General features: G+C 59.3%; 6 protein-coding genes, 7 pseudogenes and 1 other annotated feature. Of the genes and pseudogenes, 4 read left to right on the top strand and 9 right to left on the bottom strand.

The window, feature by feature from the left end:
* Nucleotides 1-91: 91 nt before the first annotated feature.
* Nucleotides 92-198 (bottom strand) — a sequence feature (AL1L pseudoknot).
* Nucleotides 109-473, bottom strand: a pseudogene (locus tag XH96_RS32760) (transposase); the annotation flags it as partial. Its footprint overlaps the feature before it by 90 nt.
* Nucleotides 474-1,373: 900 nt before the next feature.
* On the opposite strand from XH96_RS32760, the pseudogene XH96_RS39430 reads away from it, so the two are divergent.
* A pseudogene (locus XH96_RS39430) lies at nt 1,374-1,516 on the top strand (ATP-binding protein); the annotation flags it as partial.
* 149 nt (nt 1,517-1,665) lie between these two features.
* On the opposite strand, the gene XH96_RS32755 reads toward XH96_RS39430, so the two are convergent.
* Nucleotides 1,666-2,805 carry a serine hydrolase gene (locus XH96_RS32755; RefSeq protein ID WP_194389586.1) on the bottom strand — a complete coding sequence of 380 codons (1,140 nt, stop codon included), beginning with the start codon at nt 2,803-2,805 and terminating at the stop codon, nt 1,666-1,668.
* Nucleotides 2,806-2,988: 183 nt separating this feature from the next.
* Entirely contained in the window at nt 2,989-4,095 is a 1,107-nt protein-coding gene (locus XH96_RS32750; RefSeq protein ID WP_194389585.1) for an ABC transporter substrate-binding protein, read from the bottom strand.
* Nucleotides 4,096-4,969: 874 nt separating this feature from the next.
* Here XH96_RS32750 and XH96_RS32745 point away from each other — a divergent pair.
* Both XH96_RS32745 and XH96_RS39705 read left to right on the top strand, forming a co-directional pair.
* Nucleotides 4,970-6,074 (top strand): annotated as a pseudogene (locus XH96_RS32745) (IS630 family transposase).
* A 546-nt stretch (nt 6,075-6,620) separates the two neighbouring features.
* Nucleotides 6,621-6,755, top strand: a complete 135-nt coding sequence (locus XH96_RS39705) for a hypothetical protein (protein WP_256439325.1) — start codon at nt 6,621-6,623, stop codon at nt 6,753-6,755.
* Between the two features lie 75 nt (nt 6,756-6,830).
* On the opposite strand, the gene XH96_RS32740 is transcribed toward XH96_RS39705, so the two are convergent.
* From XH96_RS32740 to XH96_RS32715, 6 genes and pseudogenes are all read right to left on the bottom strand, one after another.
* Nucleotides 6,831-8,603 (bottom strand): ABC transporter permease subunit, encoded by a 1,773-nt coding sequence (locus tag XH96_RS32740; RefSeq protein ID WP_194389584.1) that lies wholly within the window; start codon nt 8,601-8,603, stop codon nt 6,831-6,833.
* A gap of 20 nt (nt 8,604-8,623) precedes the next feature.
* Nucleotides 8,624-9,664 carry an ABC transporter ATP-binding protein gene (locus XH96_RS32735; RefSeq protein WP_246790214.1) on the bottom strand — a complete coding sequence of 347 codons (1,041 nt, stop codon included), beginning with the start codon at nt 9,662-9,664 and terminating at the stop codon, nt 8,624-8,626.
* Nucleotides 9,665-10,786: 1,122 nt separating this feature from the next.
* Nucleotides 10,787-11,115, bottom strand: a pseudogene (locus tag XH96_RS32730) (IS3 family transposase); the annotation flags it as partial.
* Nucleotides 11,116-11,128: 13 nt separating this feature from the next.
* Nucleotides 11,129-12,416 (bottom strand): annotated as a pseudogene (locus XH96_RS32725) (IS256 family transposase); the annotation flags it as partial.
* Nucleotides 12,417-14,098: 1,682 nt separating this feature from the next.
* Nucleotides 14,099-14,641, bottom strand: a pseudogene (locus XH96_RS32720) (IS110 family transposase); the annotation flags it as partial.
* A 598-nt stretch (nt 14,642-15,239) separates the two neighbouring features.
* The gene (locus tag XH96_RS32715) at nt 15,240-16,346 is read right to left on the bottom strand and encodes an IS110 family transposase (protein ID WP_061882735.1); all 1,107 of its coding nucleotides are present in this window, start codon (nt 16,344-16,346) and stop codon (nt 15,240-15,242) included.
* Between the two features lie 1,334 nt (nt 16,347-17,680).
* Between XH96_RS32715 and XH96_RS32710 the strand changes: the two are divergent.
* Nucleotides 17,681-18,882 (top strand): annotated as a pseudogene (locus XH96_RS32710) (IS256 family transposase).
* The last annotated feature ends 69 nt before the right edge of the window (nt 18,883-18,951 follow it).

Genomic DNA, 18,951 nt, shown 5'->3' with positions numbered 1-18,951 from the left:
GGCGTCCATCAATTCAGAGGAGGTTCACTTCCCCAAATGTGGGGCGAGGCGCACCATAGGTGAAGTCGGAGAGCCAAAGGACGTTAGGCCTCGGCGCCTTGAACTGGCGGGCTCGACCCCATGCGCCCCGCGATGCTCGTCAATGACGCCGATCATGGCTTGGACCGGCGGTCGAGCTCCGCCATCGCAAAATACGCGCTCGCCTTGCGCAAGATCTCGTTGGCTTGCCGAAGCTCACGGTTCTCCCGTTCCAGGGCCTTCAGCTTCTCGGCCATCCCGGTTGGAAAACCGGCCCGCTGCCCGCTGTCGACCTCGGCCTTCTTGGCCCAGTCATGCAGCGTCTGCGGGGTGCAGCCGATCTTGGCCGTCACTGCCGCCCACCGCGACGGGTGCTCGCCGGCGTGATCCAGAACCATCCGAACCGCTCGATCGCGGACCTCAGGTGAAAACTTGTTCGTCGTCTTGCTTGTCATGGCTCCCTCCTCTCAGGAGTTGGAGCCTCCGGCAAACCCGGGGCGGTTCACTCCGATCCGGTGCAGGCCTTTCCCGGCACCGGCAGATGAAGCTGCAGCAGCGGTCGACTGGCGGACTTGGTTGCTTTGCTTACAGCGCCGCTGTTCATGGATCGACAGAAGCGGCGCGATCGCACTGACGAGCTGATGACTCACTCAATAGCTCACGAACTTGATTGCGGAATTGCAGCCCGATCGCACGGGGGAGCAGCAAGCCGTACTCTTTGATGAGACTGTGGGCTGGGCCTTCGATATCTCGACGAATGGCCACGGGCCGGGATTTCGCCATGAGTATCGCACAGATCTGCAGGCTTTCCTCGCTCTTGACCTTGACTTCTCGATGCCAGCCAACCGCCAGTCCGCCAGACCTCGAGCATCGTTCTGGTCGCTTTTGTTCATGCGCACTGACAAAGTCGCGAGCGCATGCCGAGCGCCGATACAGACCACTGGAAGATCAACCCTACGAAGCTCATGCCACAGCCAACTCGCCATCGCCCAATCTCATCAACCAAACCGCTCGGCGTGTGGAGCTCGCTTGCGAATGAGTGCCGTGAGCGCCCCGGGCTGGGACTTGGCCTTTTCCCTCGAACAGGACCTGACCTACCCCGTCGACCGCACATACTGATGTTTCTTTCTACGAGACATCCAGGCCTTATAGCGCGTCCGATTCGTAAGATTGCAGAAGGCTTGTAGATAGCGGACCTTTCGTGCCGCGGGCGTCGACCGCAATTACATCATTGTCTGCAATATTGCCCATTAAGCCGGGGGATCGGCGTTGTCCATTCGCCGATGTCATTCTCAATATCCTGCCCCGTCAACGTGAACCCGCCCCACTGGTCGACATCATCTCACCGACTTCAGTTCGACGGCATGCCGATCAATCAGACTTTCATCTGATTTCGCTGGCGGCAGCGTCATCGTCCAACAACGCAACGTCGAAGTTGTTGGTGGCACCGGCACAGGCAAAGCCCCACCTGGCCATTGCCATCCCCAGAAACTGTATCCACAGTGACTGCGTCCGAAGTCCGCAGTGGACCTAGCATAGTTGGGACGACGCTAAACTTGAAGGCGCCGCCCGACTGAGGCTTCGAATTCGTGGCGTACAACGCAGGGCCAAAACTCCCTGCGTTCGGCGCTGTTCGGCTGGCGTGCCTCAAGCAGCCGCCTCGATCAAGGCGTGGATGAAAGCGCCCATGGCCTGCCGGTGTGCGTCCGTGTTCGGTTCGGGCCACACCGAGTTCACCGCGATGACGACCCTCTCACGTGGATGGACGAAAATGCCTTGCCCGGAGTGGCCCAAAGCCGCGTAATATTCCCGACCGGTCCACCAGAAGTATCCATATCCCGTAAGCCCCTCACGTGACGACCCGGGAGGCAATGGAATCTGCTCGCTTGTTGCGTGTTTGAGCCATTCTGGCGAGACGACGTGCTGGCCGGCGGCCTTGCCGCCCTCCACCAGGAACTGTCCAATGCGCGCCAAGTCGCGAAGTGCGACGATGAGACCGCAGTTGGCGCGTTCGTTGCCGGCGGGGTTGACCATCCAATACGCGTCTTTCTCCATGCCGTAGGGCTGCCACAGCTTGCACGAGAGATAGTGGGACAGGGATGTACCGACCGCCCTGGAGACGAGGAGCCCGGCCAAGTCGGTATCCGCGTCCTTGTAGGCGAACCTGGCCCCCGGAGCCTCCACCCTGGGCTGGCGACGCATGTAGGCGAGCATCGGGTCGAGGCCGTTGACGAAGGGCTCCGCCCAAAGCCGAGAGCCATCGCCGTCAGCGTTGACGTAGTCGCCGTCGAATTTCACGCCGGAGCTCATGGTGAGTAAATGGCGAACAGTCACGCCCTCATAGGCACTGCCACGTAGCTCGGGAAGGTAACCGACGACCAAATCGTCCATGCAGCGAATAGAGCCGTCCAGGATGGCCGCCCCAACAAGAATGGCAGTCACCGACTTCGTCACGGACTGACTGTCCCACCGGTGCTTCTCCGTTCGACCCAGGCCATAGCGTTCAAGGAGGATCTCCCGATCCTTGAGAACCACAACCCCAGAAACACGCGCCTCTGTCATGTAGCGGTCAACGTCCATCGCCTGGCCGTTCCACATCCAGCGCGGCGAAATTCCCCGCACCGAAACCGGCAGAGGCTGGGTCTGAGGACCGCGGGCGACGACGCGCACCGGCTCGATCCTCGCTCTCTCACGATAGCCAACAATCTGCTGATCAGAATTCCAACGATACGCGGGGCCTCGCGGCGGAAGAGCCTCAACAGCAGAAGTTGTCACATGAGTCGTCATGAATTCACCTCATCGTCGGCCGACCTATATTCGTCGGCAGATCTGTTCATCAGCGGCCTTGCAACCTCACAAGTCTAGGGCGCTCGGACTAAACTTGAACTTGAATGCAAGTGCCGCCCGCACGGCTTGTAACGGGCCGTATTGCTGGACGCACGCATTGGGCGCAGAACTGGATGCGGCCCTTTAGCGCAAGATCCATTCGTTCCACCTCTGGGCAAGCCGCTGCCTGTTCGAAAGGCCGTCTTTGCCGACCTCATTGTACCAGCTCACATTCAACGGGAAGCTACCCGCCAGATAGTCAGGATATGTTGCAAGCTTTTTAGCGACAGTCTCGGTGAGCAGTTTGTACGCGTTGCGGTTGCTCGGCGCCTGTGCATAGAGACGAGCGAACTCGGCCTGTGGGCCAGGACGACTCGTAAATTCGATGAACTTCTGCGCATTCCCGGCATTCGGGCTACCTTTGAGGATATACCAGTAATCCCAAGTCAGCTTCGCCTGATTTCGGTTGATCTCCAACGGCTCTCCGGCGTCGACCAGCGAAAGCGCGCGACCATCATAGGACTGCACGATGTCAGCGACGTTGTCCCGCATGATCTGCAGCACTTCTGAGCCGTTGGTCCACCACTTCCGAACATGTGGCTTGATCCGGTCCAAACTGGCGAATGCCCGGTCGATGTCGATCGGATAGAGTGCGTCCTTTGAAACGCCATTCGCCAGCAACGCCTCCTCCCAAGGCCCCTCGCTGCCGAACTCGCCAGTATGTAGCGCCCGAGATCCAGGGAATTTAGCTACATCCCAATACTCAGCCCACGTTGTGGGACGTGGCTTACCCGTGGGATATTTTTTGGTGTTGTACACCATATTCGTCGAGTAAATGTAACTACTGAAGGCGTTCTTGTGCTTCGAATAACTTTCAACAGCGCTCAATTCGTCTTTGCTATAAATGGAGTAGTCCACCTCCTCCAAGTGTCCACTCGCAGCCAGCGTCAGCGCAGAGGCTTGGTTTGAGAGCCCGACGTCAACGAGCACGTTCTTCGACTGGACCATGAGACCTACTTGGGCGACATCGAGATCCTGGGTAATCGGTACCACCTTGATCCCCGTTTCCGCCTGAAAGGGCTTGAGGTAAGCTTCGGTCACCGCCTTACCGAATCCTCCGCCGAGCGAAACGATCCGCAGTTCTCCAGCTCGTTGCGCATAGGCTCGGCCGGCACAGGAAATGAGCGTGGGAGCAACGACGGCGGAAGATGTCGCCGCCATAAACGCCCTGCGGTTTAACCGAATGGTCATGCTTTTCCCCTCCTTGAGACCTTATATGCCTGATTGCTGAAGGCGAATGTACGCCCTGCAAAGGTTTGAATGCCGCAAAAATCAGGGCCGATGCGCCGAATACCTGCGGATTCTTACGTTGTGTCGCGGAACAACGCCAAGATGAGTGCCTGCACGAAGTGGCAGGCCATGGCTACGACTGTCCGGAATGCCTCCGACGCAGCGGGGATTACTCTTCAATGTGGCACGGTCGAGCCGGCGAAGCGCTACGTGGCAGCGAAATGGCCTGACCCGATTCCCGCCCCTCACCCAGACATGCCCTACACCACCAAAGTATGGTGTCGTAATGCGACAGCAAACTGGAGGTCGAGCATCCTTGGCCTTAATCTAAGCTTTCCTCTCCTTGCGCGATCAAACACGCCAGGGTGAGTTGAGGGGGTGCGCATGAGACCAGCGGCATAGCCATGCTGAATGCCGCCGACTTCAAGATTGATCTCTGAGCCAACACAAAGGCGTCTTCGCACCACATGCGGATCATATCCACCGCGAGCTCCGCACGCACTCGGCAAAACGGAAGGTCTCGCTGATGACATGACCGAATCCTTCTCGATTCAGTTGCCCGACGGAAAACGATAGAGATGGCGATCAATGGTTTGCTAATTTCGTGTCGGTCTCGCTACCAGAATGAGATTGCGTTTTGCGTCGATGAAATTGCCTGCGTCGATGAAATGCCAGCAGCCAACTTCCCGTACGTGATTGTAAGCGACCGGTGTGAGCGGCTTTCAGATTTGCGGGGAAACAGTTGAAATCACGGCGCTGAACATGTAACTAGTCATCTGGAACGCAAGTTCGTCGCATTAGTTGATAGCTCGAATCTCTGTAGAGGAGAGCGCTTGTGGCGAATGCAGGTATGAGAGGCCGGCCGATTGCGCCGTTAGTGCTGAGCCAGCAGGAGCGGACGTACCTGGAGAGGCAAGTTCGTCGTCATCGTGTTGCCCGGTCGCTATCTGAGCGATGCCGCGCGATCCTGCGATGTGCGGATGGCTTGCCAAGCAAGTCTGTGGCTGCCGAACTCGGCCTCCACGAACACACCGTTGGGAAGTGGCGTCGCCGATTTTTGAAGGATCGCTGTGACGGCCTGCTTGACGAGGCCGCCCTGGTCGCCCTCGAACCATCAACGACGATCAGGTTGCCGCGGTGATCGAGCGGACGTTGCGGACGACGCCAGCCGATGCGACGCACTGGTCGATCCGCTCGATGGCTGCGGAAACCGGCTTTTCCCACACCACGATCCGCCGAATGTGGGCGGCGTTCGGCTTGCAGCCGCACCGTAGCCAGACATTCAAGTTATCGAGCGATCCGCTGTTCGTCGACAAGGTACGCGACATCGTCGGCCTTTATCTGTCCCCGCCGAACCGAGCCGTTGTCCTCAGCATCGATGAGAAAAGTCAGATTCAGGCACTCGATCGCGAGCAGCCGGTCTTGCCGATGATGCCTGGCGTACCGGAACGTCGCACAGCTATGTGCGGCTGGCACGACCACGCTGTTTGCTGCACTTGATGTCGCCTCGGGGTTTGTCATCGGCAAATGCTACAAGCGGCACCGGGCGGTCGAGTTCTTGAAGTTCCTCAAAGAGATCGACGCTCAAGTCCCTGAAGGGCTCGATGTCCATATCGTCATGGACAATTACGCCACCCACAAGACACTCAAGATCAAAGCGTGGCTCGCCCGCCGGCCGCATTATCATATCCACTTCACGCCGACTTCCGCGTCATGGATCAATCAGGTCGAGCGCTGGTTCGCTGAGCTCACCAGAAAGCAGATCCAGCGAGGAGTTCACACCTCCGTTAGGCAGCTCGAGGCCGACATCCGTACCTTCATCGACCTGCACAACAAAAATCCCAAGCCCTTCAAATGGACCAAGTCCGCAGACCAGATTTTGAGCTTCCGTCAAACGCTTCTGTCACAAAGCCCAGCAGACTTTATGTGGCGAACTTTAGATTCACGTGACTAGTTGCTCATGGCCTAATTGATTTTTGACACGGGTTGATCAACGTACAATTGGAAGTATCAGCCTAAGTGGTGACCGCGTTCGCCGGCTTAGACCACATGGTCAGGTGCCTTTAGCCGGGAAGCTGACAGCGGGATCGTTGCGCAAGGGGGCGATGGTTTCCAATGTTATGTGGCAGGCGGAATAACCCAGTGGTTGTTTTGCCCAAGGGATGGCACTGTATATCCTCTTGGGAAGACGCCGACCTCTTCGGGTCGGCGCTTGATCTCGCTTGGAGACCCGATCGGATTGTTCGAATGCAACCTGGCGCCGTGCGCGGCCGGCAGCCTCGTAACTTTCATAAGGAGTTTAATTGCCGCCCAAACGGCTTGCAACGGGCCGAATCGTTGCCGCCCGCATTGGGCGTAAAACTGGATGCCGCCCCTCTGTCAAACGCCATCCTGAGCTGCCCCGCGTATTGCCTCGCTAAAAATTTACCGGCCAACTCCCCTGATCGTGTCTGGGGCGGAGCTGCCGAAACAGCTCGGTGGCATCTATGGCAGGGAAGATCAGCGTGCGCGCAAAGCGCGAGATCACATCAGCGCTGGCGGCCCGGCGTCGCTCACGGTGGCTCTGGGTCGATGCCGAGGCGAAGGACCGCGTGGCGCCTGTCGTGCTGGGCGACTACTGAGCGGGGCTCGGTTAGGAGACGCTTGGCGATGAGCCAAGGCCACGTCTGTCGCGAACACCCACCTTTGACTGTGGTTCATGCTTCCGCCTGGGCGTGCGCGCGCTGCGGCTTACCCCTCGACCGCCAATACAAGACGTACAGGACGAAGAGCCAAAGCACCGGCAGAAGTGTCAGCAGCGAGCCCACTGCGGCTATGCTGGGGTCGATCTGCTGAGTTACGTTTTCCAACATCCTCAATGGGAGCGTGCGTATGGAGTAGCCGCTGATCATTGAAGTGACCACGGCTTCATCGAAGGAAGCGATGAACGCGAACACTGCTCCTCCGAGGATACCAGGACGGATTAAGGGAAGTGTGACCCTCCAGAACGTGCGAAGCGGTCCCGCCCGCATACTCATGGCTGCCTGCTCCAGCCGCCGGTCGAAATTAGCCAGCGTCGCCGCCACGATCACCACGACGTAGGCATTTGCGCCGATGCTATGCGCGAGCACAAGTCCAGTCTTCGTGCCGATCAGATGCAGGTGGAACAATCCGTAATAAGCAGCAACGCCCACGATCACGACTGGAAACGTGATCGGCATCAGGATCATCATTGTCAGGATGCTTCGCGACTGCGGCGACATGCGGCCGAGGCCATACGCGGCGAGCGTGCCCGTGGCCGTGGCGAGGAGGGCCACATCGATCGCCACCTCGACGCTGTTCGACAAACTCGTGGTCCAAGTCGAATCCTCAAAGAACGCCACGTACCACCGCAACGAGAACGCAGACGGAGGGAACTCGATGAAATCTCCCGCACTGAACGACATGATGATGACGATGAGGCCTGGAACGAGCAAATAGACCATAACAACCGTCATAAAACCCGCGCCGGCAAATTCCACCCAACGGACCTGCGCAGCTGCACGGTACAACTGTCGCTGCCAGCGACTCGCCCGCCAGGAAGTCCCGAGCTCGTTGAACCACCTGCCCATGGCGCCCTGCGCTGACAACCATGATCGGCGTTTTGTTCCGACCGCGCCCCGTACGCGTTCCCGTGATCCTGAGAGATCCAGCCCGAATATCGAGAGCACGACTGCCGTAACGGCGAGCAATACGAAGGCTGTCGCCGCCGTCGCACCCAGGTTTGCCGACACGAGAAGCTGATTGACAATCAGCTTAGACAGCATCGTCTCGCGCAATCCGCCAAGAGCCTGCGGGGTGATGTAGAATCCGAGGCAGCCCACGAATACGAGAAGCGAGCCGCTTCGAACCCCTGGTAAACTCAGCGGCAAGAACACCCGCCAGAAAGCGGTGAAGGGCCGAGCACCCATGCTACGCGCTGCAGCCACCAACGATTTATCAATGTTGTACATCACGCTCAGGAGAGGGAGGATCATCATCGGAAGCATGATGTGGACCATGCCAACGAAAACCGCGAACCGATTGTAGATGAGCGGAACCGGGGATGATGCCAGCCCCGAGGCGACCAAAACGTTGTTGATTAGGCCGTGGTCACCAAGGATCACGGTCCAGGCGTATGTCCGCACCAGCCCACTGGTCAGCCAGGGAATCAGCACTAGCACGATGAACACCGTTCGCTGGCGCTCGGGCGCTGTCACAATCAGGTATGCTGTAGGATAGCCTATGACCAAGCATATGGCGGTCGCTCCTATGCTGATCTCGATAGTTTGGAGCAGGACATAGATGTTTGCACTCTGAGACAGGAAGCGCTGGTAGTTGACGAACGACCAGTCCGGAGCGTTTAGGCTCATAAAGAGCAGGGATGTAATCGGCACTCCGAAGACCATCAAGAGTAGGGTGAAGCTGGGAAGCGTGAGCCCAAATGGCGCGCGCGTGAGTTTTTGGAGCATGACTTGATCCTTGCGAGCTCTCATTCCGCGACGATACGGAGGTCAGATCTCAGCCAGTCGAGACGAACCGCCTCACCGGGATAGAAGATCTTTTGACCGGAGGCGACATGTTCGCGTACCACGACTGTGCTTCTCCCAACCCGCACCTGATATCGCCGCAGGGGACCCGCATAGATCATATCTTCGACGGTGCCCGAAACGGCCTGACGCAGATGCTGGTCTGGGCAGGTCGGGGCTGTGGGGGCCGCGATGCGCACGCGCTCTGGACGGATAATTGCGACGGTGTTCGGCGGTTGATCCAAATCGGTCCGCAGCTCAAATTCGGAGTGCTCGAACAGGTTTGCCTCTCCGAGAAAAGTCGCGACAAAGCGAGTCGCGGGACGATCATAGAGCGCCTCCGGAGTATCTGTCTGTTCAATCCTGCCAGCGCGCATTACTACGATGCGGTCAGAGAGAGACAGCGCCTCTTCCTGATCATGCGTCACGCAGATCGTCGTCTTTCCGAACTCCCTGTGCATGCTCTTGATCTCGATCTGCATCTGTTCGCGCAACTTGCGATCCAGCGCTCCAAGTGGCTCGTCGAGAAGGAGGAACGGCGGGTCCGCGATAAGGGCGCGGGCCAAGGCCACTCGCTGCTGCTGCCCTCCACTCAGCTGTGATGGCATCCGGTCCGCATAATCGGCAAGATGCACGCGATCGAGCATGCGGCCGACCTGATTTGCCCTGTTCGCCGCCTTCACGCCGCGCATTTCGAGGGGGAATTCCAGATTACGCCGAACCGAAAGGTGCGGGAAGAGCGCGTAGCTCTGAAACACAATTCCTTGGTCGCGCCGGTAAGACGGAACGGACGCGACGGAACGTCCCGAAATCACGATGTCCCCGCTCGTCGGAGCCACGAAGCCGGCAAGCAGCATCAAGGCGGTCGTCTTGCCGGACCCGCTTGGGCCAAGGATGGTCAGAAACTCACCGCGACGTACCGACAGGGAGAGGTCCTTGACAGCAGCCAACGCCCCATAGAGCTTCGTGACAGCTCGAAATTCAATTTCCACACAATCCGACATCTTGGCCGAAACCTTCCTCTCTGCAAGCGCCGCCGATTTGACGTGTTCATTCATTATCGACTCTCCAAAACGTTAAGCGGCAGCAATCGCGAGTTCCACGAAGTTCGCAGGTTCAATCGACAGCTACCCTTCCTACCAATCAGAAGCCGCCAGGACATCCTGCCCCAGGGCCGGTATAGCTTCGCTCTGCGGCTGCGAGGCCGCCACACTCGACAGCGAACCTCGCCAGCCGCGACTCCCACACCACCTGACTCGCCTACGAGCAGCAACACGCAGGCGCCCTCCGCAGCATCCCGCAGTGATTCACCAATTGGGCTCATTGCGGTGAAGCGGTGCTTGGCACCCTGATCATTTCAAGGTCCGTCTCGTGCGGTTTGCCGCAGACCAGCGGTCGCGACTAGGTGATACCGCACGCCGTCAACTAAGAACCCGCCGGGCCCTCCAATTTGCGCTCAATCAGTTCGCCGGACGGCGATGTTATATTTCAATCGTAGCCGCGACCCGAGGAGGAAATCCGTCGAATTCAGCCTAGCAACGCAGTTTTGAAGCGCAACTTGTGCGGACTTCGCCTGGAGGAGCTCCCGAATTCAGGCGACGATAGCGATCACAAGATGCGTGAAGCCGAACTGGCGAAACACTAGGCCGCTCTTGCAATTCCTGCCGTGCGGGTTGTTCGCATGAAGCTGCCGATCGCCTTGTGCGGGAAAGCTTGATGTTTGCCTGGAACGCCGGAAGAACCGTTACCATCATGGTCGCGACGCTTTGCCCCATCCGGAAGCTCCAGCGGCGAAGGAGAACTTCGCGAGGGGTCTATCTACTGCGGCGATGCTGCATACCACCGATCTCACGTCGGTTGGTGGGCTGGTCGCCACACTTGAAGCGAACGTGAATTTTGGTGGTTCGTTCCGCCGGCATCTTAATAAGTGCGGACAGTCACGCCCTCACAAAACTGGGATAAGAATTCGCTCGTTTGTTGTGGCATACAGCCGATATGGCGAACGCCTGTTACTGCAGGGCGCCAGCGTATCGTCCTCTCACATGCCGTTGAGTTCTTTAATTGCGGTCTGCGAACGCGGCTGCCCCACTCACTTGATCGGGCGTGACGCAGTCAAGGCTCGACTAGGGACGCCGGCCATTGTAAAGGGTCGAACTATCAGCCGATCGAGGGGGACGTCGGAGACGCGCGTGGTAGCGCGCAGATAGACCTCTTCATATTTTCACGCTGCGCCACAGCCGCTTGACCAACACGTAGTCGCGCCAGGCGTCTCAGCCATCCATGCTGATAGAGGTCCCGTGACGGGCGAGCACGCCGGTGAACGCGGCACCCATGAACTCCGAGCCCTGGTCGGTGTTGAAAATGTCCGGCTTGCCGTGGCTAGCCAGAGCATCCTCCAGCGTCTCGACGCAGAATGCGGCTTCCATCCCGATTGAGATCGCCACGACAGGACTCGGAGCTATGACTTCAGCGGTCGGAATGACTTCGATTCCGTCCGCAAACTTTACCCCGGATATCACCTTCAGCAACTGATTTGTGCCCTTCAACCGTCGCCAGGTTTTAGATGCGGCGCCGACGAGCTTGAAGACCATCAACTTTGCTGTGTGTGCGATAAGGCTCCCTTCGTTCGCACAGTCCGGTGCCTAACCGTGGCAAAGACGCTCTCGATTGGATTCGACGTGCGCAGATGCTACCAGTGCCTCGGCAGGGAAGTCATAAAACGCCAACATAGCCGAGCGATCCTTGATCAGGCATTCAACGGCCGCCTTGTATTTGAAGCCGTACTTCTCGACGAAGATATCGATCGCTGTTTCAGCGGCCGCCCGGTTCGGCGCTAGGTAGATGTCACGCAGATCACTCTTTATTGCCGGCTGCACGGACTTGGCGACCTTGTCGAGCACGTTGTTCACCTTGTGCAGCCAACATCGCTGATGTTGCGTGCCGGGGAAGATTTCATCGAGCGTCCGCCAGAAGCCGAGAGCGCCGTCGCCGACAGCATGCTGAGGCCCGATCTGCAAGCCGCGCTTGCGCAGATAGATCAGCAATTCTCGCCAACTTTGTGCGCTCTCGCGTACCCCGACCTGGAAGCCGATCAATTCCTTCTTTCTCGGGCGTGGCGCCTATCAACATCAGGATGCATTCGGCATGGTCCTCCATGCGAGCCTGCAGATAAACGCCATCCGCCCAGATATAAACGTACCGCCGCGCCGACAGGTCGCGCTTTTGCCAACGTTCGTATTCAGCCTGCCAGTCCTTCTTCAGGCCAGCGATGAGCGGGGGCGACAAGTTCGGCGCGTCCTTGCCGAGCAAGGCCGAAAGTGCCTCCTGAAAGTCGCTGGTCGAGATTCCCCGCAAATAGAGCACGGGGATCAACGCGTCCAAGCTCTTCGCCCGGCGGGCCCAGAGCGGGCAGGATCGTCGAATGAAACCGGATCGTGTCGCCTGGCCCGCTTGCTCCACGGTCGCGGGCCTTCGGACGGGCGATCACAACAGGGCCGATACCGGTGGCAATTTCGCGCGTCGGTCCATATCCATGCCGCACCACGCGCGCCCGACCATCCGGCAGCATCAGATGTTTCGTCGTTTCCAGGAATGTAGTGAACTCAATCTCGACAGCCCGGGCGATCAGTTCGCGAGCTCCGGCACGCAGAATATTCGTCAGTGGATCAGCAATCTGATCGGGCTGACGCAGAGGAAAAACATTCGTAGTCTCGTTCACGGCGTATCGCTCCTTTGGAGGTTGCTGGCAGGCTTCATCACCCGCCTCGATACGCCGCCTTTCTCAGGTCGTCATCACCCAGTTTCCGTCATAGCTCCAGGACTCGGCGGCTCGCTCGAAGACAGCGCCACATAAGTCAGTCCGGCATGCTACGACGCAAAGTATGAGGTCACCAAGGCCCCGACACCTCATAGCACACTCGGCAATCCAAACGCATCATTTTGCAGAGCCATAGACTGGCTTCAATGGCGTTCTTCATAGACAGAGATCACAGGATGAGAGACCGGTCATAGTATTCTATGCCATCTTCAAGGCAAATCCCTTGCTCCTCGGTTGCGCGGCCACGGTAGTGCAGCGATATGGAGATGCTCACGAGATCTGCAGCGGAGGACAGGATTGCCAGCTCCCACTCTCTCGCGAAGCCGTGCGGCGTGGTATCCTGCCACCCTCACTTCGGCGAACTGCTCCAGGGAGCTTTAGCCGTCGAAAAAGGGGCGGACCGCCGCACGGTGCGCGCGCTGGTTCCAGTTCACATGCCGCACGCCGATGGAGCGGAAGTCCGTACGACGTTGGAGCCGAGCCGCATGGCGCTCACGTCGGCCGCACCGGCATTCGAGAGACACCGAATGATTTCTATAAATGTGAGCTCGCCGCTCGACTTACCCTCGATGCTTTTAGAATATGGCGGCTACGATTGAAGTCAGGACTTTTGTTCCGGAAGGCGCCGGCATGGGCTCGTCGACGAGCGGCGTGGAGCCTCTATCCGTTGCGATCACTAACTGCGTCGCAGGCTATCGGGGATCGCGAGCGCTTCTGGCGCGCCATCCGCAGGCGGATGCCGCTGAGCATGCGTGCGACTCCCTGATGTTTGCACAAGCAGCACGGTTCTTTTCGCCCAACGAATTGGCGAGGTTGTCCTACTGTCTAACGGCCCTCTCCCGCAAATGTACATTTTGGGGTTGACACCGGACCGGTCAACGGAGCATTGGAACCGACCGCCTGCCGCGAGCGGCTATTCACGTGATCAGATCGCCACCTTCGGCTGCGCCTTGGCCGTTCCGAAGCAAGCGGTCGTACAGCAGAGCGTCACACTTGCCGGTCGGGTGGCGACGTTCTCCGCGATACAGAGCGAGACCGCCCTGCAGAATCCCCTCTACTCCGACGCCGGCTTCATGCCGGTAGCGACTGGTGCCGTTTCAACTGGAGCCGTCCTCACCCTTTCCCTAACCGAGCCGGAACGGAGGCTACGCGCAATGTCTGGCCTGGGATCGATCATTCGATTGGTGCGGCGCGCCTCGTCCGTTTCTGTCTCTCAGGGTTGGTCATTGCCGAAGACACAGCGTCGGCAACGCTCGATACGTCATTCGTGAATGCCATGGAAACGGCGACGCGCCTCGCGCTCGGCAGCGATCTGGATTTTCGTTCCGCCCATAATGAAGTCGGGCAGTTGGTGACGACAGCGATCGAGATTGGTGTGGCGAGCCTCTTAAAGATCGGCCAACATGATCGAGTGCTCACCTCAGAGACGTGGCCAACTCCAGGGGTGATCGCGCGAGCGGCTCGGGCAGGGGGAGGACCTGCTCCGGGTGCCGTTGCGACATCGCTGAAGGAACTGGAAAGCGCTATCGAACGAGTGGACACCTTTTTGCGTGATCTCGACGCAGGCTGGAACCGTGCACGAGAAGAACTTCGATCGGCAATCGCGAGCTTTGACGAATCGATCGGCCAGCAATTGGAGGATCGGTTGGGCAATCGCGGGAATGTCCGCTATCTTAGCCAGGAGCTTGGCGATGTGACAGGGACCCTTTGCGACGATGCTCCCGAACCCGGCCAAATGGCCTCGCATTGCATTAATAATTTGGGTTCGCTGACGGACCAGAAGATCGCGAGCACGAAATACGATCGCCGCACCTTGTTGCTCTTCTGTTTTCATGGCCACGAAACGCATGGTCGGCCGCTGTGCGGCTTCACAGATGGCTTCGGCGTCCGCCATGTCGTTCTTTTGTCGTTTAACAAACGGCTTGACGTAGGCCGGTGCAATGAGGCGAATCCGATGTCCAAATTTTGCGATCTCGCGCCCCCAATGATGGCTACTAGCGCAGGCTTCCATGGCAACGGTGCAGGCCGGCTGCGTAGCGAAAAACTTAAGCACCTGGTCCCGCCGGAGCTTCTTGCGGAGAGTCACAGTTCCTGAGACATCCGAGCAGTGGACTTGAAATACGTTTTTCGCCAGATCCAGCCCAATCGTGCTAACTGCTGACATAGAAACCTCCGTCTCAATGATGATGAACGATGCCACCTTGCCACAAGGATGGTGCGAGGGGGCGTCCACCCCATCAGCAATAAGTTCAGTGCTCGGATTGAACGGTTCGAGGCTGTTGAGACTGGCAGTCGCCGTCGCTGGACTGATGAAAAGCTCAAGATCGCTCTGGAAAGTTTGCAGGCCCCGCGCGGTCTCATCCACAGCGCGGCGATACGGCATCTCGTGCTCGTTCCTGTTGACGTGGCGTAGATCGTTTGGGACGCGGACGAGCCATAGTGAACCTCATGCCAAGCGGCTGGACCGTGGCCGCTTCATCTCCTATGGCCTTTGTCAACTGTTTTGAACACAGCTTCCCGATCGCCCGTTTTGGGACGTGGATATTTGATGCATACGATCCGCATGGGTGAGGACGCCGAGTGTTCTCGACGGTCGCTCAGACTCCTATGCGGGGATTGGCTACCCCATGATGACGGTGCGTCGGAGGGCTGCCTCGCTCTGGCCTCGGACGTCGGCGTTTCCGCTGTCCAAAATGAACTCGAGGATTCCCTCTACCGCGCTCGGCGTCCTCGCTGATGCGGATCGTAGGATACGTCTTCGATTACGCGCCTAGCGGGACGCGCTGGCCGATGGACCAGATAAAGCCGAGCAGTTCCCGCGCAACTGCAGCGGTAGCGACGACTGAGCGTTTTCCGCGCGCGGTAAGCTTCCGATAGGTCTTGTGCAGACGTAGCTGCGCTTTCCAGGCCAGAGCAGCGATATCTTGTGAAACTGGCGGGCAACGCTCTTTCATCCATTGCCCGACCTTCGGCGTGGTACGATAGCTCCAGGCAGCTTCACACAGCACGGCCCGCGCGATCGAACTGCCCGCCTTGGTGATGCCGCGCGGCCTTACCGTACCGCCGCTGCTGTGCTCGCCTGGGGCGAGGCCGAAGTAGGCAACGAGCTGCCGCGGATGAGCGAAGCGGGAGAAGTCTCCGACCTCGGCGAGTATCGTAGCGGCGACGATCGGACCGACGCCCTTCAATGCTTGCAGAGCCTGCATCTGTTTGGCCCACGGGGAGCTCGCGAGTAGTTCGCGGATTTGCTCCTCTACTCCAGCCTTGCGAGCCTCGTCATGCTCAAGTGCGTTGAGATAGGTCTGGAATGCAATCTGTTGCGCCGGATGGGCGAACGTCCTGTTGCAGAGCCACATCCGGTGTCGGCGACTCCAAGCCTTACCCTCGAAGCGTAAGTCGCAACGGAGCATGAACGCCTGAATGCGAATGCGATCTCGGCGGACATCCTGACCAGCTGCGTGCCGCGCCCGTACCAGGTCGCGTAGTGCCTCATGAAGCGCGTCCGGCACCCAGACATAGGTGAGCTCACCGGCCCGATGCAGACGAGCCAAAATGATGGCGTCGCGCCGGTCATTCTTGATCCGCTCGCCCGGCTTGCGTGGCGTCAACGAGGGCGCGCACACTCTGCAGATCATCCCCATTGTCGAGAGTTGACGTTGAACGTTGTAGCCGCATGATCCAGCCTCGTAGACGAACTCGACGACACCATGTCGACGCGCCAGACTCCGAGCGAGTTTGCCGATTGCCGTCGGATCGTTCTTGATCGTGCCGACATGCCGAACCTCACCCGCTCGCCCAACGTCCGCTACCGCGACAGAAATTGTCTCCTTGTGTACGTCGAGACCAACGAAGGCACAAACCGATTGCATCGCATTTTCTCCTTCTTTGCCGGGTCCAATCCGGGCGACGCCCAAGATGCGATCACGGGCAGGAAAAGGCCATGTCATCTGGCCCTCGGCGTCGGACGGCGCGATATCGATCTCGGCGGCTCAAATGGCTTACATGCTCGAGGGCATCGACTGGCGTAACCCTCAACACAGCTGGCGGCCGCAGAGCGCAGGATAGGTTGCGCAATAATCCCGTGAGATTGCAAAAAGCGCGCGCCAAATCGCGGCTTTTGTGATTCCATCGGTGCATGGGTCACTGTCCCGAGAAGCCGCCGGAAGACATTGAGGCGCTGCGGGCGGAGACGTTGGCGCCGGGTGGACCCAGGCGGAGCAGGAAACCAAGGCCGAGTTCGCAGTATCGGAAGCTGCGAAACAGCAGCGCGCGCAAAATCCGGAGCCGACGCGACGTCTGCTGCCGGACAATCTACCGATCGAACGCGTCGACCCGCACGTCATGAGTGCCGAACGCATCCACGCCGACCGATACGAGGGTGCCTGTAACGGCCAAGCTTAAAACGGTCACCGGCCCGATCTAGACCTATGTTCGCGATGACCGGCCGTTTCGCGGCACCGATCCGCCGGCGGCCTGTTCTACTACTTACGCAACCGGGCTGGAGAACATCCGCAAAGCTATCGATGAAGACCAGCCAAGCGGGATCGAGCCGCCCTTGGTACGTTTTTCATTGCGCCCGCCGCTGTGCCACGTCGGGCGATCTTGCTCGCTGCGTGCAAGCTTTTTTGAAAGCTAATGCTTTCGTGCTCGAAGAAGTGCCACACCACGCAATAGCACAGCGCAAGTGCCGTCTTGGCATTGTGTTGCGGCAAATAGATCGAGGAGCGCCGCCTCTCCATGGAATTCATAGTAAACTCGCTCGCGTGGTCGGATGATTTCGCGTTCGCGTTGTGTGTCGGGGCGAAGGGAAAAGCCGGTCCATGCAAATTGAGTTATATGCAACCCTCTCCATGACCGCAGATGCAAGTGGCGCCTTATCTGGTCGCCTCCGCTGCGTTCCCGTCTCGGAAGCAAGCGTCGTGGCCTCATAACGGGTCCTTCGCCATGAGGCGTTGGTTTTACGAACCCGATCCTTTTACAAGTGTGCTGTCCACACTTCACGTCGAGCCGCGATGCTGTTAATTCGGTTCTGTTTGCGCGCCCCGATGGTCGTGTCCCAAGGAGTGGTGTAGCTGGTAGCGAAGCCGCTCGCGACGCGCGCCCCACATAGCGCCGTAGCGAGCGAGCGGCTTTGCGGGTGGTCACCGATGATTCGTCGGTAAGGTTTGGATTGCGACAACCAACCTGATTCGAGGAACCACCGATGACCGAAGACATGATGAACCTGCGCGCGCTCGTAGAGAAGACCCCCGATGCCGATCTGTTGCGCGAGATGATCGGCTTTGCCGCCCACCGGCTGATGGAGCTGGAGGTCGAGGGCCTGACCGGGGCCGCTTACGGCGAGAAGAGCCAGGAGCGCCAGGCCCAGCGCAATGGCTATCGCGATCGGAGCTGGGAGACCCGCGCCGGCACGGTCGAGCTGCGTATCCGCAAGCTGCGCAAGGGCTCCTACTTCCCGGGCTTCCTCGAGCCGCGGCGGATGGCCGAGAAGGCGCTCACCGCCGTGGTGCAGGAGGCCTACGTGCAGGGCGTCTCCACCCGCTCGGTCGACGATCTGGTGCAGGCGATGGGCATGAGCGGGATATCCAAGAGCCAGGTGTCGCGGCTGTGCGGCGAGATCGACGACAAGGTGAAGGCCTTCCTCAATCGCCCGATCGAGGGCGACTGGCCCTATCTGTGGATCGACGCCACCTACGTGAAGGTGCGCCAGAACGGGCGCATCGTCTCGGTCGCGGTGATCATCGCGGTCGGCGTCAACAGCGATGGCCGGCGCGAGGTGCTCGGTATGGACATCGGCCCCTCCGAGGCTGAGACGTTCTGGACCGCGTTCCTGCGCAAGCTGGCGCGGCGGGGCCTGCGCGGCGTCAAGCTCGTCGTCTCCGACGCCCATGAGGGGATCAAGGCCACTTTCGGCAAGGTTCTCAACGCCAGCTGGCAACGCTGCCGCGTGCCCACTTCATGCGCAACGCGCTGGCGCATGCCGGCAAGAGCGGACGGCGCGTCGTCTCCGCTTTCATTGCCACCGCCTTCGCACAGGACGATGCGGAAGCGGCGCGGGCGCAATGGCGACGCATCGCCGACCAGCTCCGCCCCAAGCTGCCCAAGCTCGCCGCGTTCCTCGATGAGGCCGAGACAGACGTGCTCGCCTATATGAGCTTTCCGGCCGCGCACCGCGCCAAGCTGCACTCGACCAATCCGCTCGAACGCCTCAACGGCGAGATCAAGCGCCGAACCGAAGTGGTCGGCATCTTTCCCAATGAGGACGCCATCACCCGCCTGATTGGCGCCATCCTGCTCGAACAGAACGATGAGTGGGCGGTCCAGCGCGGTCGCTACATGACACTGGAAACGATCGCCCAGTTGGGCGATGATCCCACCGTCAGCTTCCCGGCAATCGCCACCTGACCGATCCGGCCCAGGCCGGCGAACGCGGTGAACCACCGCCAGCTACACCACGCCCGGGGACACGATCGC

Source organism: Bradyrhizobium sp. CCBAU 51765, assembly GCF_015291725.1.
Classification (GTDB): domain Bacteria; phylum Pseudomonadota; class Alphaproteobacteria; order Rhizobiales; family Xanthobacteraceae; genus Bradyrhizobium; species Bradyrhizobium liaoningense.
The sequence above is the reverse complement of the archived record's forward strand: the minus strand, read 5'-3'. Positions and strand labels throughout refer to the sequence as shown.

What these genes read in the sequence shown, in the direction of transcription:
- XH96_RS32755 (WP_194389586.1), bottom strand. Translation starts at nt 2,805, where the DNA reads ATGACGACTCATGTGACAACTTCTGCTGTTGAGGCTCTTCCGCCGCGA.
- XH96_RS32750 (WP_194389585.1), bottom strand. Translation starts at nt 4,095, where the DNA reads ATGACCATTCGGTTAAACCGCAGGGCGTTTATGGCGGCGACATCTTCC.
- XH96_RS39705 (WP_256439325.1), top strand. Translation starts at nt 6,621, where the DNA reads ATGGCAGGGAAGATCAGCGTGCGCGCAAAGCGCGAGATCACATCAGCG.
- XH96_RS32740 (WP_194389584.1), bottom strand. Translation starts at nt 8,603, where the DNA reads ATGCTCCAAAAACTCACGCGCGCGCCATTTGGGCTCACGCTTCCCAGC.
- XH96_RS32735 (WP_246790214.1), bottom strand. Translation starts at nt 9,664, where the DNA reads ATGTCGGATTGTGTGGAAATTGAATTTCGAGCTGTCACGAAGCTCTAT.
- XH96_RS32715 (WP_061882735.1), bottom strand. Translation starts at nt 16,346, where the DNA reads ATGCAATCGGTTTGTGCCTTCGTTGGTCTCGACGTACACAAGGAGACA.